Here is a 23778-nt window from a genome sequence, read left to right on the forward strand (position 1 = left end):
GCGACGTGACGCTGAAGCTTCCACAACAAAAGCCGAGACGGGCGATGGAAAACACCATCGCGCTCATCAATATCGTCTTTCTGATGCTCATCTTCTTCCTCGTCGCTGGTACGCTGGCGCCGCCGCTCGACAGTTCCGTCACGATGATCGAGACGGAGAATGCGGAGCAGGCCGAGCCGCCCGACGCCCTGGCCGTGACCGCTGAGGGCGCGTTTCGTTATCGCGGTGCGGAAACCAGCCTCGAGCGCTTCCTGTCGGAGAATGAAGATCTGACGGGCCAGACGACCATGCGCCTTGTCGTCGATCGCGCCCTGCCCGCCGACATGCTGGTCGCGATCACGGGACGGCTGCGCGAGGCCGGGTTTGAAAGCGTGAGCGTGGTGACCGAGAGGGCCGCCCAATGACCAAACGGATCGATCCGTTGAGCGCCGAAGCGCTCGCCGTTCCCATCCCGCTCGATTTCGCCCCAACGCTGACGCAGAAGACCCTCACCGAAACGTTGGCAGCGGCGCACGACAAAGCGCCCATCACCGCCCGCCAATCGGACGAGGCGACCGGGATCATCGCGCGCGGCGCGGCCGGCATGCGCCGCCACCCTGCCTTATGGGTCGTTGCGGCCGTCGGTTCTTTGGCGATCCATCTGGCGGTGAGCTACTATTTCATAGAACCGCCGGAGCCGGTCCTGATCTCGGGCGGGGAGGCAACCCCCGTCTCGGTTCTCGGCAATGCGTTCGAAGACATGCAGTCGGCAGGCGAAGCGGTAGACGAGCCAACCGTCACGCGACCGGTCGAGCCAGTCAACCCGACCACGCCAGACACTCCGAGTCCCACGGAAGCAACAACCGCGGAGACACCTGACGCGGTGGCGCCAAACGAGACGCCGACGAATGAGCCTCTCGCCGAACCGTCTGTCGCGGCGCCAGCCGATACCGAAGCTCTCGAACCAGCGTCGCCCAATGGCGTTGTCATCGCCGAGCCGCCAGTGACGGCACCGACGCCGCCGCCGGAGGAGCAGGCGGCCGAGAGCCCGCCGGTGACGGCCGAGCCTCCTGAGCCTGCGGTCGAGGAGCCGGTTCAGAGCGCCGAAGCCGTCGAACCCTTGCCAGACCCGATCGTCGACGCCCCCATCCCGACACCGCGGCCGGAATATACGCCTCCCCCGCCTCCGCAAAGAGCCGAGCCACAGCCGGCGCCGCAGCCCCAACGCCAGCAGGCACAGGGTGAGCGGGGCAATCAGGCTGTCAATCAAAGTGCTGGCACGGCATCCGGGCAGACCCAGCAAGGAGCGGCAGCGCAACAGGCACAAGCGGCCGCGCGTGCACAGGCGCAGGCAGAACAGAACGCCGCCATTTCCAACTATCAGGGACAGGTCAGGTCGCGACTGCTGCGGGCGCTTCGCTATCCATCGGCCGCGCGCCGCGACCGGCTGTCAGGTCAGGTCCAGGTAACCTTCACGGTTTCCGCCAACGGGTCGGTCAGTGGCATCGCCGTAACGGGCAGTTCTGGTTCGCCGGTCCTCGATCAGGCTGCCGTTCAGACTGTCCAGCGCGCAGCACCCTTCCCCGCGATACCGGCCGCAGCAGGCCGCAACTCGTGGCGGTTCAACGCCCCCCTCGCGTTCAATCCCTGATCGGAAGGCAGCCGCACGCATATCTTTCCGCAAGGAGCGCAAGTCTGGTATAAGACGTAAACGAGCGGCCAGCCGCCCGACAGCCGGGTTGCTGACTGCACTCATATGGCGATAAACGAGAACCATGAGTCTGCCGCAAGTCACTCCACCAGACCGCATCGAGGATTTCAACGCGCTCGCCGATCAGGCGCGTCGGGCCAGCGACCTTCTCAAGGCGCTGTCCCACGAGAGCCGTCTGCTCATCCTGTGCCTGCTTGTCGAGGGGGAAAAATCGGTTTCCGAGCTGGAAGAGATCATGACGATGCCGCAGGCAGCGGTATCGCAGCAGCTCGCACGCCTGCGCTTTGACCGCCTCGTCGCGACCCGGCGGGAGGGCCGCATCATCTATTACTCCATCGCAAGTCCGGAAGCTGCACGTGTCATCGAGACGTTGCATGCGATCTATTGCGAGCCGGCGCGCGGCAGCAAATGACGGCGTTCGACGATGCGGGAGACATTGCCCGCGCGGAACGGTCTTGCCGCCGCGACGAAACGGGCTAACTGTGGACTGCCTCGATCCGGCGACGCCCAATCACCATCCTTTTTGAGACACTTGGACTGAAAGACACTTTCACCATGGACAAACCGACCTACCGCTATTTTACCTGGGCGTTCATCACGACAGTCGTCGGTCTGGCGCTCGGCGCCTGGGTCGGCTGGGAATATACCGGCACGATTTCCGGCACAGCTTCCATCTTCTTCATCTGCGCGGTGCTGGCCGTGCTGGAAATCTCGTTGTCCTTCGACAACGCGATCGTCAATGCCAACAAGCTGAAGGAAATGACGCCGGTCTGGCAGCGTCGCTTTCTGACCTGGGGCATTCTCATCGCCGTCTTCGGCATGCGCATCATCTTCCCCCTGGTGATCGTGGCGGTCGCGGCCTGGATCGGACCCATAGCCGCAGTCCAGCTGGCGATTTCAGAACCGGCCGAATATTCCCGCATCATGAGCGAGGCGCATCTGTCGATCGCAGCGTTCGGCGGCACCTTCCTGATGATGGTCGGGCTCACCTATTTCTTCGATGAACACAAGGATATCCACTGGGTTCACGCGATCGAGTCGCGGGTTTCCGAATATGCCAGCATCAAGGGCATCGAAATCGCGTTCGTTCTGCTGCTGATGCTCATCTTCTCGTCCTTTCTCACTGCCGAGGAGACGACAACCTTCGTGTTCTCCGCGATCTACGGGCTCCTGACGTTTCTGCTCGTCGACGTGTTGGGCAACGTACTCGACAAGAAGCAGCAGGCCCTTTCCGGGGCCGCCAAGGGCGGTTTCGGCGCCTTCGTCTATCTGGAAGTTCTCGATGCGAGCTTCTCTTTCGACGGCGTGATCGGCGCTTTCGCGCTGACGCAGAACCTATTCGTCATCGCCATCGGCCTCGGCATCGGCGCGATGTACGTGCGCTCAATGACCATCATGCTCGTGGAAAAAGGGACGCTCGCACAGTACCGCTACCTGGAGCATGGGGCGTTCTATGCGATCCTGATCCTGTCGGTGATCATGTATGCGCAGTCGCTCGTGCATGTGCCGGAAGTGATCACCGGGCTTGGCGGCGCCTCGCTCATCGGCCTCGCCCTGTGGTCGTCGATCCGCTACAACCGCCGCCACGGCGTTGAAGCGAGCGACGCCGAACCGGCGCATCAACCCGGCTGAACGCCGTCACGGAAATGCTCGAATGAGCGTCAACGAGATGGCACTCCGGTGGTCTGGCGGCGATGAAGATTATTGGGCCGCCTTGCTTGCCGCGTCGGTGCAGGGGCCGGTTCTGACATAGCCGCTGACATGTTCGGACAGGATTGCCGCGCATGCCGCCTCGTCGTTGCACTCGGCCGCGGCAGCCAGACGGTCGAGAACGCTCTTGAGCGTTTCCCAGGCAAGGAATTTTTCGTGTGCCTTGAGAATGCTCGGATTGGCGGTCGGTAGCGGGTTCTCGCCGATCAGCAGCTCTTCGTAGAGCTTTTCGCCGGGCCGCAATCCGATGGTGGAGATCTCGATGTCCCCACCCGGATTGTCGTCCGTGCGTTCCGTGCGGCCCGACAGACGGATCATCCGGCGAGCGAGATTGATGATCTTGACCGGTTCGCCCATATCGAGCACGAAGACCTCGCCGCCGGTGGCCATCTGTCCGGCCTGCAGGACAAGGCTGACGGCTTCCGGAATAGTCATGAAGTAACGCGTGACATCCGGATCGGTCACCGTGATCGGCCCGCCCTCACGGATCTGGCGGCGAAAGAGCGGAACGACGGAACCGCTGCTGTCGAGCACGTTGCCGAAGCGGACCATGGAGAAGACCGTGCCGCCCGTCCCCGTCGTCTCGTCGGCCAGGGCTTGGACCGTCATCTCCGCCATGCGCTTTGTCGCGCCCATGACATTGGTAGGACGAACCGCCTTGTCGGTTGAAATCAGCACGAAGCGGCCGACGCCATTTGCGCGCGCCACGTCAGCGGTGTTCATCGTGCCGATTATGTTGTTGGTCACACCTTCCAGCGGATCGTTCTCGATCAACGGGACATGCTTGTAGGCGGCGGCGTGATAAAGGGCGTCGGGCCGATGCAGCCGGACGATATCGTCCATGCGGCTTCGGTCGCGCACGCTGGCAAGGTGCGCCGTGACGGCGGATGCCAACTCATTGCGAGTGATGAGCTCGCTGATTTCGGCATGGATGCGATAGAGGCCGAACTCGTTATGGTCGACCATCACCAGATGATCGATGCCGGTGGCCAGCAACTGCCGGCAAAGCTCGCTGCCGATGCTGCCGCCAGCGCCGGTCACCAGTACGGTGCGCAGACCCATCGTCCGCGCATCGATCGGCTCTGCGAGCGGTTGCCGCTCCAGCAGTTCGTCGATCCGCAGGTCTTCCATATCCGAAAAGGTCGCCTGCCCGATCGCCAGTTTGGAGAATTCGGGAATTGAGCGAACGCGGATATTGAAAGGCTCCAGGCTCGCGACAATGGCGCGCCGCCGCGCAAGTGGTGCGCCGGGCAGCGCCAGCAGGATGTCGGTGACACCATGGCGTTCGATCAGACGCGGGATGTCGGACGGCGCGTGGACCTTCAGGCCGTTCAGCCGCTTGCCCTGCTTGGCGGCATCGTCATCGAGAAAACCGACGATGAGGCTCTGGCCGGACATGGTCAGCGAGCTCGCGGCCTGCGCACCGGCGTTGCCGGCGCCGTATATCATCGTGGGCCGACGAGCGGTTTCGACCAGATTGAGATGCTTGAGCAGCAATTGAGACGCCACGATACGGCTGAAGGATACAAAGCCCCAGAAGAGCAGCGGCTGCATGATGCCGAGCGAACGCGGGACGCCCGGTAACCTCAACGCAACGAGCAGCGAAAACAGAATCAGACCGTAAAGACACACGGCCTGCGCGACTGCACGCAGGCTCGCGATGCCGGAATATCGAAATATCGCCCGGTAGAGGCCGAACCGAATGAAGATCGGCACGAACAGCACCGCCGTGATCCCATAAACGGCAAGCTGCTCGCCATTATAGGGATAGTGGTACCGCTCCAGGCGTAGCGAATAGGCCAGCCATGTCGCGATCAGCGCCAGCGCCATGTCGACGGCGAGGACGACGAACTGCTTCTGCAGTTGCGACATCGCGAGCAGACGATCAATGAGACGCATCGGTCTCTTCATGGCGCGCATTGTCCGAGTGATCCTGCTGTTTCTGGCTGTCCGGCCTGCCCGCGCCGAACCAGACGGCCAGCGCGATCAGGGGCGCATATGCCGCAAGTAAAGCGAAAGGTCCAGCGAGGAAGCCATCAACAACGGCCCAGGCCAGCGGTAATAACCAGACAATATTTATCACGGCGACAGAGAGCGTGACAGGTAGATGACCGGCGAAACGACGCGCGGCGATCTGATATGTGTGCGTGCGATGGGCAATATGGGGCGCGTGCCCCTGTGCCAAACGGGCCAACAGCGTATAGGTCGCGTCGACGATGAAAGCCCCGCACAGGATCAGCATCGCCCAGAACATGGCCGGGTTCAGCGCCGACCAGCCGAGCGCAAGGACGGCGACGGCGAGGCCGACAAAACCGCTGCCGACATCGCCCATGAAAATGCGCGCCCTCGGCAGATTCCAGATGAGAAAGCCGGTTGCGGCGGCTGCCAGCGCCACGCCGGGCAAGGCGGCCCCCGCATTGGTTCGCATCATCAGAAGCAGCGCCGCGCAAAGGCTCACAGTAACCACTTCCACGCCTGCAATTCCGTCGATCCCATCCATGAAGTTGAACAAATTGAGCATCCAGACAACGGCGATCCATGCCAGGACATCTCCCGGCAGACCGAGATCGACCGGCTGGCCGCCGAAAGAGACCGGCGGCATGCCGCCGATCGCATAGAGCGCGATGCCGGCGCCTACGAAATGGAGAACAAGACGGGGCGCCGCATCGAGTGAGCGCATATCGTCGACCAGTCCCGTTGCGGCAATGATCCCACCACCGGCGATCAGCGCAAACGCCAGCGGCCAGCCGATCGTGCCCTCGCCCGCCAGCAGGCTCAGGGCCGCGAGGAAGGTGACGACGATCGCCGCGCCGCCCCCGCGCGGCACGGGCCGGCTATGGGAGGAGCGCGCGTTGGGTCGGTCGATCAGGCCGGAACGCTGGCTGACGCGACGCACCAATCCCGTCAGGATGGCGGAAGCGACAAGCACCGAGGCAAAAAGCCAGAGGTGCTGCATCATCGCTTCCTTTCGAAAAAGTCGTTCGCCATGGCCGCGATCCCCGCGTCCGTGGAATGGGGGGGCCGCCAGTCGAGTTCGCTGCACGTTTGTGAGATGTCGACCCGCAGCGAGTCAAGGAGTCGCGCCGCGGCGGCACGTCTGCCCGTCATCATTGCTGCCGCGCGCAGCAGCGGCGCCGGTACCGGGACGAGACGCGCCGGCCGGTCCATCGCGGCGGCGACGCGGCGCAGAAGCTCGGGCGTCGATACATCGTGACCGTCGCCGGCCATCAGCACCTTGTCGGGAACCTGCCGGCAGGTGATCGCAGCAAGGGCAAGATCGGCCAGATTGTCACGCGAGACCAGGCTGCGACGATTGTCGATTGCGCCGAGCGGCAGCGGTATTCCGCGTGCGATCCAGCCCATCATGGCATCGAGGTTGCCGCGCACCCCAGCGCCATAGACCAGAGGCGGGCGAACCACGACCGCCTGCATTCCGGTTCGCGCCGCGATCTCCCTCAGCCCCTGCTCGGCCTCCCATTTGGACACCGCATAGGGATCGAGCGGTCGGGGAGCGTCATCCGGGCCGAATGCCGCATCCTTCTCTGTTCGTTCGCCATTGACCTTTATCGTGCTGATGAAAAGGAAGCGCGAGACCCCCGCGCGAGCGGCCTGCAGGGCGATGGCCAGCGTGCCATCACGGTTGACCTGGCGATGGGCCTCTTCGGCCTCTGCCGCCGTTTCACCGAGGCGATGGACGCGTGCCGCGCAGTGCACGACGAGATCGATACCGTGAAGAGCCGTCGTCCAGTCCGCCGTTGGTCCGAGATGCGGCGCCAGTCGCTGGTCCGTGTCCACCGGGAAGGTCGGAACCGGCTTTCGCACCGCAGCCACCGCCTGGAGATGCTCCACCTCGGCGATCCGGGCGATCACGGCACGGCCGACGAATCCGCTCGCCCCGGTGACGAGAACACGGTGCGCGGACGAGCCACTCATGGTGTGGCAACCCCGCGCTCACCGTCCCTCCCGGCAAGAAGGCCGCGGTAGAGCTCTGCATAAGCCGTCGCCATGCGCTTGGCGGTGAAGACCGCTTCATAGCGAGCCCGTGCCGCTTTGCCAAAGGCTTCGACCGCGTCGCCGTCGGTTGCCAGACGCTGCATCGCGGCGGCGAAGGCCTCGGGATCGTTCGGCGGGACGACGAGACCAGTTTCGCCATCGCGATTGATATAGCTGGTGCCGGTGCCGATCTCGCAGGAGATCATCGGCTTTGCGAACATCGCCGCCTCGACGAGCGACAGGCCGAAGGCCTCCGAGCGCAGGTGCGAGGGAAACGCGAATGCCCGGCATAGTGCCAGAAGCGCAACCTTGTCCGCATCATCGAGCGCGCCGAGAAAATGCACGTTTTCAAGGCCAGCGGCCTGGCGCTTGAGGTCATCTTCCATCGGTCCCGACCCGACGATCACGACCGGCAGACCTGAAAGGCGCGCAGCCTCGATGAGGACGTGGAGGCCCTTGTAGTAGCGCAGCACGCCCGTGAACAGAAAGAACCCCGCCGGCAGCGCCGCTCTCCAATGAGCAAGCCGCTCGTCGGACGGTGCCGGATAGTCAGCTTCGGCCAGGCCGTTCTCGATGATCGTCACCTTGTCCTTGAAGGGGCGGAGGTCCGCGCTGGTCCGCAGATAGTTCGGTGATGCGCAAACGATCGAATCGACGTTTCCGAGAAACCGCCGCATCAGCGGGCGGTAAAGGGCCATCAGACGCTTCTGCTTCACGATATCGGACTGGTATGTGACCACGGTCGGCTTGCCGTGGCGGGCGAGGAAATGGGCCACATCCATGTAGGGCCACGGAAAATGATAGTGGACGATGTCTGCTAAGCGGGCGCGTTCGGCGAAGAGCTTCCACGCGGTCAGTGACAAACCCGTCGACGCGATATCGGCTGTCAGCGGGGCCTTGAGAGCGAGGTGTCCGTCAAACTCGACGGTTCTTTCCCGCGGGTTTCTGCTCAGCGAAAGGACCTCCGAAGACACGCCGTGCGCCGCGGTTCCCTTGACGATCGCGTGGATCGCACGCTCCATGCCGCCGAAGCTGTCGGGCCAATAGGTCTTGAAGAAGTGGAGAACATGCATGTCGGTCAGCGCGCCCTGGCGAATTGCGAGGCGCCACGCATAGGTAAAATGGCTGGCCTATGCCAGTGCGTGGCGTTTAAAGAGGGATGATGCGCGGCAGACAACCGGGCGGCCAGCAGGAAGGGCGATAGCAGCGGCACATGCAATCCAAGAACGTCTCCTATATCCCGCGCCTCGACCATCTGAGGCTTCTGGCGGCGCTGCTGGTGGTCTGTTTCCACTTCTTCCACTTCTATCTCGGCGGCTGGCAGCCCCTGCCGCAATGGTTCTTCCTGGCTCCGGTCACCGAGGGGCATACCGGCGTCGCGCTGTTCTTCGTGCTATCCGGCTTCATCTTCATGACGATCGCCCTCGGCGGTGAAACCATCGCCTATCGCCGCTTCATGGCCAATCGCGTCCTCAGGATCGCGCCGCTGTTCCTGACCATCTTCGTCCTAGCCATCTCGATCAATCGCGACGGTTTCGAGGCGGCGGACATCTTCTACGTCCTGTTCACCAATATCGGCAGCCCGCCCACCTCGGCCCATTTCGCAACCGGCGCCGCGTGGAGCATCTCGATCGAATTCACCTTCTATCTGATCTTCCCCTTCCTCGCCCTCTTCGTGCGCTCGGAGGGTGCGGCCTACATCCTGCGGCTGCTGGCGATCCTCGCCGTCGTGAAGCTTGGGGCCTATCTCGCGACGCCGAACAGCACACATATGCTCTATTCGACCCTCGTCGGACGTCTCGATCAGTTCCTTATCGGCATGCTGGCCGCCCTCCTCTACCGCCGCCACGGTCAGTGGATCGCCGATCGCGGTATGGTCGGCCTCATCCTCGCCACGGCCGCTGCCTGGACCGCGCTGATGGTGCAGGCCCGCTTCGCCAGCTTTTTTTCCGATCAGCCGAAACAGCTCTTCTGGATCTGGTGGAGCATGGCCGAGGCGAGTGTCTGGGCCGGATTTACCGTCTTCTATCTGGCCATTGGCCTCAAGCTGCCGACCCGGATCGACCAGTGGCTGGCGACGGCCGGGCAATGGAGCTTCTCCATCTATATGTGGCATGGCCTCATCATCTTTGGCTTTCACAGGCTGCTGGTCGGCGACCTGCCGGCAGGCTTCGTTGCGTCCCTCGTTCAGTTCCCGCTGGTTCTGGCCGCCATACTCGCCTTTTCCTGGCTTTCCTACGTCACCATCGAAAAGCCATTTCTCGACCTCAGGCGCCGCTATGTCGCAAAGACCGCGAACGCTGCGCCTCAAGCCGCGTGAAACCCGCTCCACTTCGCTTTTGACAGGACCATTTGCATCGTGCCACTTCAGTGCCATTTTCGTCGACGAGGAGATGCGCTCCTTGCGGGCGGGGTGAACCATCCCGCACCTTTCCTCAATGATCGTCCGTCCACGTCTCAGGCCGAGTGACACCATGCAAGCCATGCTGAAAGGCGTCTGGCGCTACCGCGCCTTCGTTGTCTCCTCCGTCGCGGCGGAGTTGAACAACCGCGTCAATCGCAGCCGCCTGGGCATTCTTTGGCTGGTGATATCGCCGCTCGTGCAGGTTGCGATCTTCGCCCTCATCCTTTCGGCCATCATGCGCGGCCGCATTCCGGGCATCGACAACCAGTTCGCCTACGCGATCTACCTGATGGCCGGCTTCCTGCCTTGGTATCTCTTCACCGAGATCGTCACGCGCTGTTCGACGATGTTCATCGAGAACGCCAATGCGATGAAGAAGATCGTATTCCCCAAGGTGACGCTGCCTGTCGTCATCGCCGCGATCGCAATCATCAACAATCTGATCTTCTTTCTTGCCGTAACCCTCGTCTATCTGGCGCTCGGCCATGGGCTGTCGCTGGCGACGCTCTGGCTGCCACTGCTCATCCTGGTCAACACCGGCCTTGCGACAGGTCTCGGCGTCATCCTCGGCACGCTCAACGTCTTCATCCGCGACGTCGGGCAGATGGTGCCGATCTTCATCCAGTTCGGGTTCTGGTTCACGCCGATCGTCTATACGGCCAACATCATTCCAGAGGCCTATCGCGGCGCGCTTTATCTCAATCCGATCTACTGGATCGTGGCGGTGCACCGGGACGTCCTGGTGTTCAAGCAGGCGCCCGATCCCCTGACACTTTTCTGTCTTGTCGTGCTGACGCTGATCGTCGGCGCGCTCGGCATGTTCATGTTCAAACGCGCAAGCCCAGAAATGGTGGACGTCCTTTGATCCAGGATCCCGTTCTTCGCGTCGACAGGCTCGGCAAGGCCTTCAAGTCCTATTCGCACGAACTCGGGCGGGTTCTGTCCTGGTTTTCGGCGCGCTATGGCCAGTACGAGGAAAAGTGGATCCTGCGCGACATCAGTTTTGCGATCGAGCCGGGCCAGTCGCTGGCGATCATCGGCCAGAACGGCGCCGGCAAGAGCACGCTCTTGAAGATGATCACCGGGACGCTCCGCGCCAGCGAGGGCCAGGTCCACCTGAAAGGCCAGATCGCAGCGATTCTCGAGCTCGGGATGGGCTTCAATCCAGACCTCACCGGACGGCAGAACGTCTTCCAGGCCGGCGGACTGCTCGGCCACAGCCATCACGCGCTGGAAGGCAAGATGGACGAGATCGAGGCGTTCGCCGAAATCGGCAGCTATTTCGATCAGCCCATGCGCGTATACTCCAGCGGCATGCAGATGCGCGTCGCGTTCGCGCTGGCCACCGCCTTTCGGCCCGACATCCTGATTGTCGATGAAGCGTTGTCCGTCGGCGACGCCTACTTTCAGCAGAAGTGCTTCGACCGGGTGGAGCGTTTCCGCGAAGCCGGCACGGCCTTCATTCTGGTTTCGCACGATCGGGCCGCCATCCTCAATCTGTGCGAGCGGGCGATCCTGCTCGATCGCGGACGCATCGCCAAGGACGGTGCGCCCGACGAGATCATGGATTACTACAACGCCATGATCGGCACGCAGAGCGACGGCGATATCAGCACCGAGCTCGTGCGCGGCCGCGTCGCCACGCGATCGGGAACCTATGAGGCAACCGTCGAGGCGATCGCGCTGCACGATGCCGAAGGCCATCCCATCGAGGTTGCGAGCGTCGGCTCGCAGATGCAGATTCGAGCCACCATCGCGGTGCACGCACCGGTCCAGCGCCTCGTCTTCGGCTACGCCATCAAGAACCGCATGGGTCAGACCCTTTTCGGCATCAACACCCACTATACCGACCAGGAACTGGAGAATCTGTCTGCCGGAGACCGCGTCGACGTGACGGTGTCCTTCCCCCTCAATATCGCGGCGGGCGACTATTCCATCACGACCTCGCTCAGCGAGAAGGAAAACCACGTTTCCAAGAATTACGAATGGTGCGACCTTGCCGCTACCTTCTCGGTGGTCAACACGGCGCGTCAGGTCTTTGACGGGTTGGCCTTCATTCCGCCAACCATCGAGGTCACGCACCGGCCAGCGGACCAAGCTTGATCACTTACGGCAATGGAAAGACGGCAATGGGAACGAGGGTGATCCTGTCAGTCGAAGCGGTGCGGTATCCGCTGACGGGAACCGGGCGCTACGCCTATGAATTGTCGCGGCACTTGCCGCATGTCGGCGGGATCGACGACCTGCGCTACTTCGGCATGGGTGGCTTTCTCGACAGCGCGCCGGAGCCTTCGGATGAGGGAAGCGCGGCAGTCGGCTGGATCAAGCGCACGCTGCAAAAGAGCAACACGGTGGTCGCGCTACGCCAGTCGGCGCTCGACTGGCGACGCCGGCGGGCTCTTCTGGCGCATGACGAACACGTCTTTCACGGACCCAACTACTATCTGCCGCCACGCCAGGGCCCAAATGTCGTGACGATCCACGACCTGTCGATCTTCACAATGCCGGAATGCCACCCGCCGGCACGGGTGCGCTACATGCGCAAGCAGATCCGTCTTTCGCTGAAGCGCGCGACCCATCTGATCACCGACTGCGACTATACGAAAAACGAGACCGCCGCTTATTTCGACTGGCCACAGGATCGGGTGACGGCAATCCCGCTTGCAAGTTCGGACGATTTCCGCCCGAGGGACGAAACACAGACGCGCGACGTTCTTGCCGAACTGGGGCTCGAGCACGAGGGCTACTGCCTTTATGCCGGCACGATCGAGCCGCGCAAGAACGTCATGCGGTTGCTGGACGCTTATGAGGGACTGCCCGCGGCGATCCGCACGCGCTTTCCTCTGGTTCTCGTCGGGCATCGCGGCTGGCAGAGCGAGGCGGCCCACGAGAAGATAGAAAGGGCGGTTCGCGAAGGATGGGCCGTTTATCCCGGCTACGTGCCGAATGCGCATTTGCCGCTGCTTTTCGCCGGCGCACGGCTTTTCGTGCTTCCCTCGCTCTACGAAGGCTTCGGCCTGCCCATTCTGGAAGCGATGGCCTCGGGGACCCCGGTCATCGTGTCACGCAATTCCTCACTGCCCGAGGTCGCCGGGGATGCGGCGCTTTACGTGGAGGCTGAGGATACGGCTGAACTGCGAGAGGCGATCGCGCGCGGCCTCGACGACACGCAATGGCGCAGCGATTCGATCCGCAAGGGGCTGGATCGCGCGGCGCTGTTCAGTTGGCGCCGCTGCGCAACGGAAACGGCCGCCGTCTATGCTCGTGCAGCCCGCGCCTAACCCTTCGGACTATGTCAATTGTTTAACTTTCATCCATTTTAACAAAAGACAATGTCAAAACGGTGCCTTATTCTTGTAGAGATTAGGCAACACAGCACTTTCAAACGCTCTTGATGCTTTCCGTCCGATGCGGAAGCCGTTATAAGATGAAGGGGGATGAGGGATCATGATCGCATTTCGGGGTGCCCGATCAGCAGCTCTTCCAGCCACCCTCTCGTCACACGACGGGAGACGTCGTGCCTGAAACCATACGGATTGGAAAGCGGCTGATCACATGAGTGCTTCGATCTTCTCCTTTGCTCGCGCCCGTCAGAAGACGGCCAATCGCCGGACAAGTGCCGATTGGGGCACACAGGAACTGGCGGAACTCTACAGGGTCCGTGACCGCCTGGTCGAAGCGGGCCTTCATATTTCCCTGCATCGCGGCATTACCGACGAGGGCGAGCCCTGGGCGGTGTTCGAGCGCGACGATACGTATGAACCCATGGTGCACATCGCGCGCATCAACGAGGAAGTGGTCGTCGTCAACAACGCCACCGGGCAGAGCTATCACGGCGTCGATTTCCGAGCGGTCACCGAGCAGATGCTGCAGGATGCGCCGCTCGCCCTTCCCCGCCAGCGCAGCGACAGCAAGGTTGTCATCCATCCGCGCGCCGTCTTCACTGCATTCGTGGCTGCCGCGATCGTCGTGACGGAACTGGCACGCAACGTCGAATCGGCCAAGGCCGCCGAAAACGCTGCAGGCCATACCGACGACGACGCCGCCACGCATCTGCTCAGCCGTCTTTTCGGCCGCGAGAACGGCTCTCAGTCGCAGGGCCTGGCCGGCGGTTTCACCGCGTTTGGCGCCCTCGGGGCAGCGGCCCTGGCGATCGACCTGATGGCAAGCGAACTCGGCGGCAGCGACGCGGCGGGAAGCAACCTGGCGCTTGACGTCGCCACCGTGCCGGAAGCCGGCGACGTGCCCGACGTCGAACGCTCGGCAGCGGCCGAGCGCGGTCAATCCGGCTCCGACCCGTCCCTGGCGCAAGCGCAGGGCACCGGCGTCGTGCTGAGCAACGGCGAGACCTTCGGCAATCTGGCGGCGATGGAGGATATGCAGGCGCGGAACGAGAGCGTCCTTGCCCGCAAGATCGAGCAGCCGGAAGCTGTCGACGACCCGACCGGCCACCACATCCTCGAGAAACAGACCCTCGATCTCGCACTCGATTTCAACGGCGCGCAGAGCGAGGCTCCGGAACAGCTGGAAGCGGCTCCGGCAAAACAGTCCGCCGGCAGTTCTTCGCGATCCGAGACGGCCGAAGCCGGTGCGACCCACAGTTCGGGATCGGGCACCGCGACTGCTTCGGCTTCGAGCACAAGTTCCTCCTCCACCGCCAAGGAGCCGGACGACACCAAGACGGCTTCTTCTTCCTCGCCAAGTTCCGGTCAGGCAAAGCAGCCCACTGCGACCGAGACGGCGGATGCCGACAATGACGGCTCCGAAAGCGTCGACGGCGATGCCGATGATGACGACGGACTGGTGGTCGCCAGTCTCGATTTGTCTGATCTGCTTGGCTCGCGGCGCGATCAGATCGAGATCGGAGATTCGGAGCCTGTCGTATCAGTCGAAAAGCCCGAGACGTCGGATGTCGGAGACACGCCGGATGGTATCGGAGACAAGGACGGCGAAGAAGGCTCGGCGATCGCATTCGTGTCGCACTTCACCACCGAAAACGGTGATGGCAGCAAGCTGAAGGACGACCAGACCGATTACGTCATCCATGATGGCGGCGATGCCTCCTATTGGGGTTTCCGCTTCGATCAGGACAAGTTGATGGTGTCGGACGCACCGGGCTCGATGAAGGTCATGACGGCCGAGTGGATCGACGAGATCTCCATCGTCGACAAAGACGTGCATCTGGTTGGTGTTGATGGGCACTCGATATGGCTGTACGAGGCGGTCATCGCTGCCTAGCGGCGTTCAGATGACGACAACCGCGCAGACGGGCGACTGCGGCGGTTCGACAATCAAGATCAAGCACATCGCCGGGTTCGAAGACCAGAGTTAATGCCAAAAGGGCAGGACATGAAACGCAAAGATGCGGCCGACAACAGCCTGAAGATGCTGACGAATGCCATGCGCCAATGCCGCGGCAACATGATCGCGGTCATCGTTTTCAGCTTCTTCGTCAATCTGCTGGTCTTCGTCGGACCGCTCTATATGTTGCAGATCTACGATCGCGTGCTGGCGAGCCGCAGCGAGGTCACCCTGATCGTTCTGACCGGCCTTGCGATTGGCCTTCTCATGGTCTTCGCGATGCTGGAAATCGTGCGTTCGCGCATTCTGGTGCGCACCGGTGTCATGTTCGATGAACTGCTCGCCGATAACGTCCTTTACACCGCCTTTCGCGGCCACGTCCGCCAGCCCGGACACGCCTACAGCCAGGCGCCGCGCGACGTCGATTCGATCCGCGAGTTCATGACGGGCGCCGGTCTGATCGCCTTTTGCGACGCGCCATGGGTTCCCGTCTTCATCACCGTCTGCTTCCTGATGCACTTCTGGCTCGGGATGGTGGCGCTGGTCGGGGCGATCATAATCTTCATCCTCGCGGTATCGAACGAGTTGATGACGCGCAGCATCCTCAGCCAGGCCTCCGGCGCTTCGGTCGCTGCCAACCAGTACGTTGTGTCGAGCCTCAGAAATGCCGAGACGGTGCATGTGCTCGGCATGTCGAAGGCGCTGATCGGCCGCTGGAACGCGCTGCACCTCGATGCGCTCGGCCTGCAGGCCAAGGCCAGCGACCGCGCCGGCGTGATCATGGGCAGCTTCAAGGCCGTTCGCATGTCGCTGCAGGTGGCCATCCTCGGCGTCGGCGCCTACCTCGTCATCCAGGGCGAAGTCAGCGCCGGCATCATGATCGCCGCCTCCATCATCATGGGCCGGGCCCTCGCTCCGGTCGAAGCGGCCGTCGGCCAGTGGAAGCAGTTCGTCAATGCACGCTCGGCCTATGGGCGCATCAAGCAACTGCTCGAGACCGTGCCGAGCGACAATGAAGAGCGCATGCCCCTGCCCAAGCCCAAGGGCGAACTGACGCTGGAGCGCCTGTTCGTTGCGCCTCCCGGCTCCAACGCACCGACGATCAAGAACATCAACCTCAAGATCGAGGCCGGCGAGGTCGTCGCTGTCGTGGGTGCCTCGGGCGCCGGCAAGACCACGCTTGCGCGTGCCATCGTCGGCGTCTGGCTCCCCGTTTCCGGTTCGGTGCGCATTGACGGCGCCGAACTCAGCCAGTGGCACCCGGAAGATCTCGGCAACCATCTCGGATACCTGCCGCAGGAAGTCGAACTGTTCAACGGAACCGTTGCGGAGAACATCGCCCGGTTCGGCGATGTCGATCCCGACGCCGTGATCCACGCCTCAGCGACGGCCGGCGCGCATGACATGATCCTGAAGCTGCCGGATGGGTATGAGACGAAGCTCGGCGACGGCGGGCGGTCACTCTCCGGCGGCCAGCGCCAACGCATCGCGCTGGCACGGGCGCTTTATGGCGACCCGCGGCTGATCGTGCTCGACGAGCCGAATTCAAGCCTCGACCAGGAAGGCGAGAAGGCGCTGGCCGACGCCATCCTGTGGGCCAAGCGCGAGAATCGCACGGTCATCATCATCAGCCACCGCACGTCGCTGCTTTCGGTGGTCGACAAGGTCGCGGTGCTCGCCGATGGCGCGGTGGCCAAGTTCGATCGTCCGGAAGTCGTACTCGGCTCCCGTACCGGCCAGGCCGCCAATGTGAGCCAGCTTCGCACGCCTCAGGCCAAGGTGATTTCCGCCTCCTGAGCGCCGCATCGATGATTTAGGTTGCCACCCTGCTGTCGCGTCGCGGCGGCAGACGCAACACTGGGAAATAACGGAGAGGCCAGATGGCCGCACAGGAATCACCAAAGCCACCGGCACGCTTCGACCAGAAGAGCGGACCGACAAAGGCTGCCCGGCCGCCGCGCAGCGCCAAGGGCACCGTCCTTGCCGGCGCAGTCATCGTCGGGGTCACCTTTTTCGGCTTTGGAGCATGGGCATCCTACGCGCCGCTCGCCAGCGCCGTCACGGCCTCGGCGTCGGTGGTCTCGGAAGGCCGCACACAGGTCGTTCAGCACCTCGAAGGCGGGATCGTGGCCGAGGTCAATGTCCGCGAAGGCCAGATGGTCGAACGCGGCGAAGTTCTCTTCAGGCTCGACCCCGTTCAGGCAGCTTCCCGCGCGGATCGTTTCCGCAATCAGCTGCATGCACGCCAGGTTCAGGCCGCTCGCCTCAGGGCCGAACGCGACGATCGGGCGGAGATCGATTTTCCCGAGCACATCCTTGAAAGGGAAAGCAGCGACATTCAGGCGATGATCGAGGGTGAACAACGCCTCTTTCTGGAACGGCGTCAGTCCTTCGAAGGGCAGATCGAACTGCTTGAGGCAAAAATCATCCAGTTCAATCTCGAGGTGAACGGGCTCAATGTTCAGGAAGGCTCCAAGCGCGAGCAGATCCGGCTGATCACCGAGGAACTCGACAGCCTCCGTCCGCTTCTGGAAAAGGGCCTCGTGGCGCGTTCCCGCCTGCTTGCTCTGGAGCGTGAAGCGGCCCGTCTCGAAGGCGAAGTCGGCGATATCGAATCACGGCGCGCGCGGGCGAACGAGTCCGCCACCGAGGCGCGGCTGGAGATGGAACAGCTCAAGCAGCAGTTCCGTGAGGAGGTCGTCGCAGAATTGCGCGAGGTCGAAACACAGATCGCCGACCTTGAAGAACAGCTGACGGCGGCCGAGGACGTGATGAGCCGTCTCAACATTCACGCGCCGACGACCGGAGTCGCGCAGAATGTGGCGGTGACGACGCTCGGCGCGGTCATCTCCCCCGGCGAGCCGCTCCTTGAAATCTCGCCGGAACAGGCCGAATTGGTGGTGGCCGCAAGGGTCACGCCGCTCGACGTTCACGACGTCAAGCTCGGCCAGCGCGCCGAGGTTCGTTTCGTCGCGCTCGATGTGCGCAAGTTGCCGTCGATCTTCGGCGAGATTCGCTCGGTATCGGGCGACCGTATCGTCGACCAGTCCAACAATACGGAATATTTCCTGGTTCAGGTCTCCGTTCCACCGGAAGAAATGAAGAAGCTCGGCGACCAGACCGTTCACCCGGGCATGCCGGCCGACATCATCGTACCAACCGGCTCGCGAACCTTCATGGATTACCTGTTGCGCCCGCTTTCAGACGCGATCACCCGCGGCCTGAACGAGGAATGAGAAATGGAAGGACCGGCCAGCGCCGGTCCTTTTCACTTTCAGGGAAGAAAATCGTCAGAAAAGAAGTTCGTCGTCTTCGGCGACCTGCCATGCCGGCTTGGCGCTTTGCTGCGCCCTTGCGGCGGCGAGCTGGTCGCGCAGGCGGATGATCCGGTCGAAGTTTCCGATATTCTGCATCGACAGCAGATGGGCGTAGATCACCGGCATCGCAGCCGACTGCCGCAGTTTCAGAAAATCGGCATCCGATAGTCCGTTGAGTGCTTTCTCGCTGACCCGCTTCAAGCCGCCGACGCGGCGCTCCTCGCCGTCAACCGAAACACTGATCGGCCAGTCTTCGACGATGCCCGTCTCCTTGATGGCCGCGGTCGCCCGCTCCGTCAGTGCACGGTTCTTTTCGCACTGCTTGAGGAATTCCAGTGTTTCGCTGACGCGCTTGCTGGGCCGGCCTTCCTCCTCGAACAGCGTCTCGCCTTCTTCGAACTCGGCGCCCTCGCCGATCAGCCCGCTCTCTTCATCAAAGGCGAGCACGCTCTCGTTGCGCTCCTTTACCGGGACCAGACGAAACGGGTAGCCGCGGAGGATGGATGGAACGTAGCCGCCAAGCCACTGGCCGTCGATCGAGACGAAAAGATTGATGCCCGGTGTCAGCGACGTCACGGCGACCAGAACCAGCCTCTCGTCGCGCTCGATGAAGGCGACAGGCAAGCCCATGGCCGTCTTGGCCAGATCGGCGGCAACCAACGGCACGAAGGTCTCGTTCGCGGCAAAGGTGTAGGACTGAAACCGCTTCCAGCGCGCATTGCGATGATTGCTGTGGCTGAGCGCGACGTATTTGGGCATTGGGCTCCCCTGCGTTCGTTTTGGGCTTGATCCTCGTTATCCGGCGGGCAGACAACCGTCAAACAAGTGGTCTCGTCAGTTCAGCGTGATGGCGCCGGTGTCTGCCGTCAGTGACAGGCGTGCGAGCCAGCCCGTCTCTGGCTGCAGGTTCCATCCCGCGCGATCGGCTTGGCGCGCCATCAGTTCGACGATGCGGTGCAATTCATCCCTGCCCACCGAAAGCCGCGCGAGCGGATGTCCTGCCGACTTCACGGCCAGATGAAATTGGCCCGCCCTCAGCGCGACATCAACGGAATCGACCAGCGGCAGGCGATCCGCAGGCATCGGCCTGTGCTCCGGCTCGCGCTGACTCGCTGACTTGGCGGAAGGCGTGGCAGTCTGCTTGCCCTCCGACAGCGCGCCTTGATGTTCGAAAACGATCATGTCGTCGCGCATCTCGGCTGGCGCGGTCGCAGCGGCGCTGCTCGTCTTCTCAAGCAGAGAGGCGAATGCGTCGATCATCCGGCCGCAGAGCCTTCGTGTCAGCGCGCATTCGCATGTTTCCGTTTTCAGCGGCGCGTCGGCCGAAAGCCCGGGAAGATGCTTGGTGATGACGAAGCGCATGCGGTCCGCCATCTGCTCGTAGCGAATCGAAAGCTGCCATTTGGCTTCCTGAGCATCAAGCGTTGCGGGAACGGCGGGCGGCGGGGTGCTTGTCTGATCGTTCATGCACCGAGCGTTAGCACGGTGCGGCAGCGAGAATAAGGTGGAATGCGGGAGCAAGACCGGCCGTATGAGCACGGCTGAATGGCTCGCTCCCGCCGACACTCACACGTAGAAGATGCCGCCGGCGTATTCCGCCTCGACGTTCACCTTGTTTTCTAGGCTCTCGGAGAAACTCGCGAGCAGGACTTCCCGCGCGGCGCCGTCCTCCATCGCATCCAGCCAATAGTCGAGACCGGCATCGTCGGCCTGTCGCTCAAGCACGTTCTGGTAGAGCAATTCGATGAAATCAGAATTGGCCACGGCCGACCCGTAGACCGCCTGGAATTCATCCGACGCCAGAAAGGCGCGAGACATCGTCACGAGATCGATGTTGCCTTCGTCGAGCTGACGGATCCAATATCCAAGACCGGCATCGTCCGGCGCGCGATCGAAGGCCGCGCCATAGATCCGGTAGCCCTGCCCCGCTGCCCCGTCGATGTCGAAAGCGAGAAATCCATCGGTGAGCTCGACACGGGCCGTGACATCGATATCGATCGTCAGTGCGATGCCCGGCCCGCTCACCGTGACGTCGCCGGTCGCGGCGTTGAACACAGTCTCGACTTCGGCGAAGGACAGGTCGACGGTCTTGAAGCCGACATCGCCGACCACATAGTCCACGCCGTCGACCACCGGATCGACGACACCGTCATCGCCATCGTCGGTGCCGTCCGTCCCATCAAAAAGATAAGCGAATTCTGCTGTTTGGGATAGAGGCGTGTCGTCCGGATAGCCCGCAAGGATCTCGATCGTCGCGTTCAGATCGAAGGCGACGGACCCGGCCGAGAAGAAATCGATCAGGACCTGTTCGGCAAGATCGATCTGGGCATCCAACTCGTCGGTCAATTGACCCTGGTTGTCGATCAGTGTCCGAATTTGGTCAAAGAACGTTGATATCTGATCCGGGCTGAAAGAAATGACACCGCTCGCGGCAAACTGCAGAAAGCCTCTCAGATCACCGACGGTCAATTCTGTCTGGTCCATGTTGTCCCCCTTGAAACAATACCGTTCACATTGAACATTTGTGCTTCCGATAAGCAGCAGAGCGGATGTTTCGTCCATCACCCGGACAGGTGAGGCCGTCGCATTTCCGCACCGATCAGGAGGGTTTGCGATTTGGCGATACGGAAGCTATGTGAGGCCGGCGCCGATGCCTTCGCCTCGGCCGAATGCCGCAGGAACGCCACGTAATGACTGACCGCGACGATCAGGACCATTCCGGTCAAAGCAAGGGCATGGACATCGACGCCATGCTCGCGGAGATCCGCGCCGAGGCGGCCGAACTGGAGCGGCGCAACGCCCGCCCGCAGGACGGATCCGGCGCGGCGGTGGATCATCGCGCTTTCCAGCAAGGAATCCATATTCCGGGCGTCGCCGACACTGATGGCGCCAAGCTTCTGCCTATTGGCGACCGCGCCTATGGCCTGATGGATTTTCAGCGGCTGTCCGACACGCAATTCATCCAGGCCGCCTATCACCTGATTCTGCGTCGCGAGCCCGACCAGACCGGTCATCAAACACTGACGGATGCGCTTCGCGCAGGCACTGCGACGCGCGCCCAGGTCCTCTCCGGTCTGATGCGTTCCCAGGAGGCCGAAAAGCGTCCCGTCGAGATCGCCGGGGTCAAGAAGCGCCGGCTGCTCGATATTGCCGGTCGTGTGCCGGTGATCGGCCGCCTTCTCGCGCCCCTTGTTTCGCTCGTCACGCTGCGCTCAGACATGCTGGCGCTGCGTCAGCGCCTTTCGGCGATGGATGAGCGGCACGGGCATCTCGTCGACCAGGCGAACGAGACGATCTCGGCCATTCGCCGGACGCTGCGCGATTTTGACATGCACGTTGACCGGTCTCTGGCAGGTGTCGATCGCGCCATGCGCGAACACGAAGTTGCGCTCGGCAAGACGGAAGAGAAGAGCGAGAAGGCACTTTCGCTGATCGCGGATGCGACAGCGACCTCCAGCAATGCGGCTTCGGCGGCCCGCGCGGCGCAGACCATGCTTGTCGATCGCAGCCAGCATCTTTCACGCCTCATCGAGGAAGCGCGGCGCGCGCTCCCTGAGACGTCGACGCCGGCACGCCAAACCGTGGAGGTTTTGGACGAGCACAAGCTGGACGAACTCTATCTGGCTTTCGAAAACCGGTTCCGCGGCTCCAGGGAAGAGATAACGGCCCGTGTTCGGCGCTACATTCCGGCGATGAAGACCTTGCCACCGGCCATGGACGGGCTGCCGGTGCTCGACATCGGGTGCGGACGCGGCGAATGGCTGAGTGAGTTGCGCGATGCAGGCGTAGCCGTCCAGGGCGCCGATCTCAATGTCGCCATGGTCGAGGAAGCGCGGGCCAAGGGCCATACGGTCCACCTCGGTGATGCCATCGCGCTGCTCAAGGAGACGCCTGACGCGAGCCTGGCTGGTGTGACCGGCTTTCATATCATCGAGCACATCAGCTACGACCAACTCATCACGCTCTTCGATGAGGCACGGCGGGCGCTTGCGCCGGGCGGCGCGATTCTTTTCGAGACACCGAACCCGGAGTGCCTGACGGTCGGCGCCTACACCTTCTATTTCGATCCGACCCACCGCAATCCCCTGCCCCCGGCCCTGACGCAGTTTCTCGCCGAGGCGCGTGGCTTCGAGCGAGCGCGCATCATTCGTTATGACGACGATCTCGATCTTGAGCGCGAGCCGCGCGGCTTCGATCCGAAAGAAATCAACGACTGGTTCCAGGTCCCGCTCGACTATGCCGTCCTGGCGTTCAAATCATGAATGATGGCGGTCTTCATGCGACGGAGGACGCATGCGCGTAGGGGTGGCCACCGTCTTCACGCCGGATGTCGCGGGCGGCGCGGAGCTTCATGCAGACGGGCTTGTCGACGCCCTGAAGCGCGCCGGGCATCAGGTCCACCGCATCACCGGACCGTTTCATTTCTCGCCGGTCGAGGCGACGCGCTATGCGATGGATGCCTGGGCGAGCCAGGACCACACGCGCTATGGCGGTGGCCAGATCGACCGCATGATCTGCCTGAAATTCCCAACCTATCTGATGTCGCATCCCGACAAGGTGGTCTGGTTGCTGCATCAGCATCGCCCGGCCTATGAGCTTTTTGGCACAGAGTACGGGTTTCCTGCCGGCGATGCACAGGCGGAGGCGTTGCGCACGGCCATCATCGCCGACGACACACGCGCGCTCGGTTCGGCGCAGGCGGTCTTCGCCAATGCCGGACGCGTGGCGGAACGCCTCATGGCCAACAATGGCGTCGCATCCACCCCGCTCTACCACCCGCCAGCCGATGCCGAAGCGTTCCATGTGTCCGATGCCGAGCCCTATATCTTCGTTCCCAGCCGCATCGAGGCCCTGAAGCGCCAGGATCTTCTCATCAGGGCGCTGGCGGAAACGAAATCGCCAGCGGTTGCCCTCATCTCCGGCAACGGCGGACGGCGCGAGACGTGCGAGGCGCTGGCGCACGAACTCGGCATCGCGGAGCGCGTCCGCTTTCTCGGCAACGTGACCCGTCAGGAACTCATAACCCTCTACGCGAAAAGCCTCGGCGTCTTCTTCGGTCCGCTCGACGAGGACTATGGCTACGTCACGCTGGAGGCGATGCTTTCGAGCAAGCCGGTCATCACCTGCCGCGATTCCGGTGGCCCGCTGGAATTCGTCATCGACGGCCAGACCGGATTTGTCACTGATCCGCAGCCGGCGGCGGTCGCCGCGGCCATCGACCGGCTCTACGCCGATCGCCGGAGAGCCGCCCAGCTCGGTCGCAACGGGCGCGATCGCTACGCATCGATGGGAATCAGCTGGGACAACGTCGTGGAAAAATTATTGGCGGCGGGACGCATCCCTGAAGGCATGGGAGACTAGTC

At 62.7% G+C, this 23778-nt stretch carries 20 protein-coding genes; 13 read left to right on the forward strand and 7 right to left on the reverse strand.

Annotated features, from left to right (window positions below; genetic code table 11):
* Positions 1–5: 5 nt before the first annotated feature.
* The 4 genes from CN673_RS11405 to CN673_RS11420 all read left to right on the forward strand — a co-directional run bounded on the left by CN673_RS11405 (position 6) and on the right by CN673_RS11420 (position 3322).
* Complete coding sequence (locus CN673_RS11405; protein ID WP_245409869.1) at positions 6–404, forward strand: ExbD/TolR family protein; 399 nt, start codon at positions 6–8, stop codon at positions 402–404.
* Positions 401–1630: an energy transducer TonB gene (locus CN673_RS11410; protein ID WP_099866382.1), complete on the forward strand. Its 1230-nt coding sequence runs from the start codon at positions 401–403 to the stop codon at positions 1628–1630. The genes CN673_RS11405 and CN673_RS11410 overlap by 4 nt, the downstream gene beginning before the upstream one ends.
* 124 nt (positions 1631–1754) lie before the next feature.
* Positions 1755–2102: an ArsR/SmtB family transcription factor gene (locus tag CN673_RS11415; RefSeq protein ID WP_099866383.1), complete on the forward strand. Its 348-nt coding sequence runs from the start codon at positions 1755–1757 to the stop codon at positions 2100–2102.
* A gap of 143 nt (positions 2103–2245) precedes the next feature.
* Complete coding sequence (locus tag CN673_RS11420; protein WP_099866384.1) at positions 2246–3322, forward strand: DUF475 domain-containing protein; 1077 nt, start codon at positions 2246–2248, stop codon at positions 3320–3322.
* Positions 3323–3391: 69 nt separating this feature from the next.
* Here CN673_RS11420 and CN673_RS11425 read toward each other — a convergent pair whose 3' ends face one another.
* The 4 genes from CN673_RS11425 to CN673_RS11440 are packed head-to-tail and all read right to left on the reverse strand — an operon-like array spanning position 3392 to position 8466.
* On the reverse strand, positions 3392–5311 hold the full coding sequence (locus CN673_RS11425) for a nucleoside-diphosphate sugar epimerase/dehydratase (RefSeq protein WP_198585976.1): 1920 nt from the start codon (positions 5309–5311) through the stop codon (positions 3392–3394).
* Positions 5286–6356 (reverse strand): MraY family glycosyltransferase, encoded by a 1071-nt coding sequence (locus tag CN673_RS11430; protein WP_099866478.1) that lies wholly within the window; start codon positions 6354–6356, stop codon positions 5286–5288. The genes CN673_RS11425 and CN673_RS11430 overlap by 26 nt, the downstream gene beginning before the upstream one ends.
* Entirely contained in the window at positions 6356–7333 is a 978-nt protein-coding gene (locus CN673_RS11435) for an NAD-dependent epimerase/dehydratase family protein (RefSeq protein WP_099866386.1), read from the reverse strand. The genes CN673_RS11430 and CN673_RS11435 overlap by 1 nt, the downstream gene beginning before the upstream one ends.
* Positions 7330–8466: a glycosyltransferase family 4 protein gene (locus CN673_RS11440; protein WP_099866387.1), complete on the reverse strand. Its 1137-nt coding sequence runs from the start codon at positions 8464–8466 to the stop codon at positions 7330–7332. Before CN673_RS11440 ends, CN673_RS11435 begins: the two co-directional genes overlap by 4 nt.
* 140 nt (positions 8467–8606) lie before the next feature.
* On the opposite strand from CN673_RS11440, the gene CN673_RS11445 reads away from it, so the two are divergent.
* The 7 genes from CN673_RS11445 to CN673_RS11475 all read left to right on the forward strand — a co-directional run bounded on the left by CN673_RS11445 (position 8607) and on the right by CN673_RS11475 (position 18334).
* Positions 8607–9713, forward strand: a complete 1107-nt coding sequence (locus CN673_RS11445; RefSeq protein WP_099866388.1) for an acyltransferase family protein — start codon at positions 8607–8609, stop codon at positions 9711–9713.
* A gap of 154 nt (positions 9714–9867) precedes the next feature.
* Positions 9868–10662: an ABC transporter permease gene (locus CN673_RS11450; RefSeq protein WP_099866389.1), complete on the forward strand. Its 795-nt coding sequence runs from the start codon at positions 9868–9870 to the stop codon at positions 10660–10662.
* A complete protein-coding gene (locus CN673_RS11455; RefSeq protein ID WP_245409870.1) occupies positions 10659–11900 on the forward strand; it encodes an ABC transporter ATP-binding protein in 1242 nt (413 codons plus the stop codon). The genes CN673_RS11450 and CN673_RS11455 overlap by 4 nt, the downstream gene beginning before the upstream one ends.
* A gap of 26 nt (positions 11901–11926) precedes the next feature.
* Positions 11927–13078, forward strand: a complete 1152-nt coding sequence (locus CN673_RS11460) for a glycosyltransferase family 4 protein (protein ID WP_099866480.1) — start codon at positions 11927–11929, stop codon at positions 13076–13078.
* A gap of 274 nt (positions 13079–13352) precedes the next feature.
* The gene (locus tag CN673_RS11465; protein ID WP_099866390.1) at positions 13353–15035 is read left to right on the forward strand and encodes a hypothetical protein; all 1683 of its coding nucleotides are present in this window, start codon (positions 13353–13355) and stop codon (positions 15033–15035) included.
* A gap of 111 nt (positions 15036–15146) precedes the next feature.
* The gene (locus CN673_RS11470; protein WP_245409871.1) at positions 15147–16895 is read left to right on the forward strand and encodes a type I secretion system permease/ATPase; all 1749 of its coding nucleotides are present in this window, start codon (positions 15147–15149) and stop codon (positions 16893–16895) included.
* A gap of 83 nt (positions 16896–16978) precedes the next feature.
* Entirely contained in the window at positions 16979–18334 is a 1356-nt protein-coding gene (locus CN673_RS11475; RefSeq protein WP_099866391.1) for an HlyD family type I secretion periplasmic adaptor subunit, read from the forward strand.
* Between the two features lie 54 nt (positions 18335–18388).
* Here CN673_RS11475 and CN673_RS11480 read toward each other — a convergent pair whose 3' ends face one another.
* The 3 genes from CN673_RS11480 to CN673_RS11490 all read right to left on the reverse strand — a co-directional run bounded on the left by CN673_RS11480 (position 18389) and on the right by CN673_RS11490 (position 20899).
* On the reverse strand, positions 18389–19174 hold the full coding sequence (locus CN673_RS11480) for a SapC family protein (protein WP_099866392.1): 786 nt from the start codon (positions 19172–19174) through the stop codon (positions 18389–18391).
* A 75-nt stretch (positions 19175–19249) separates the two neighbouring features.
* On the reverse strand, positions 19250–19882 hold the full coding sequence (locus CN673_RS11485) for a hypothetical protein (protein WP_099866393.1): 633 nt from the start codon (positions 19880–19882) through the stop codon (positions 19250–19252).
* 99 nt (positions 19883–19981) lie between these two features.
* Positions 19982–20899: a DUF4214 domain-containing protein gene (locus CN673_RS11490; RefSeq protein ID WP_157928879.1), complete on the reverse strand. Its 918-nt coding sequence runs from the start codon at positions 20897–20899 to the stop codon at positions 19982–19984.
* Positions 20900–21105: 206 nt separating this feature from the next.
* On the opposite strand from CN673_RS11490, the gene CN673_RS11495 reads away from it, so the two are divergent.
* Complete coding sequence (locus CN673_RS11495) at positions 21106–22677, forward strand: methyltransferase domain-containing protein (RefSeq protein ID WP_198585977.1); 1572 nt, start codon at positions 21106–21108, stop codon at positions 22675–22677.
* 31 nt (positions 22678–22708) lie between these two features.
* On the forward strand, positions 22709–23776 hold the full coding sequence (locus CN673_RS11500; protein WP_099866396.1) for a glycosyltransferase family 4 protein: 1068 nt from the start codon (positions 22709–22711) through the stop codon (positions 23774–23776).
* The last annotated feature ends 2 nt before the right edge of the window (positions 23777–23778 follow it).

Source organism: Neopararhizobium haloflavum (assembly GCF_002750855.1).
Lineage (GTDB): Bacteria > Pseudomonadota > Alphaproteobacteria > Rhizobiales > Rhizobiaceae > Georhizobium > Georhizobium haloflavum.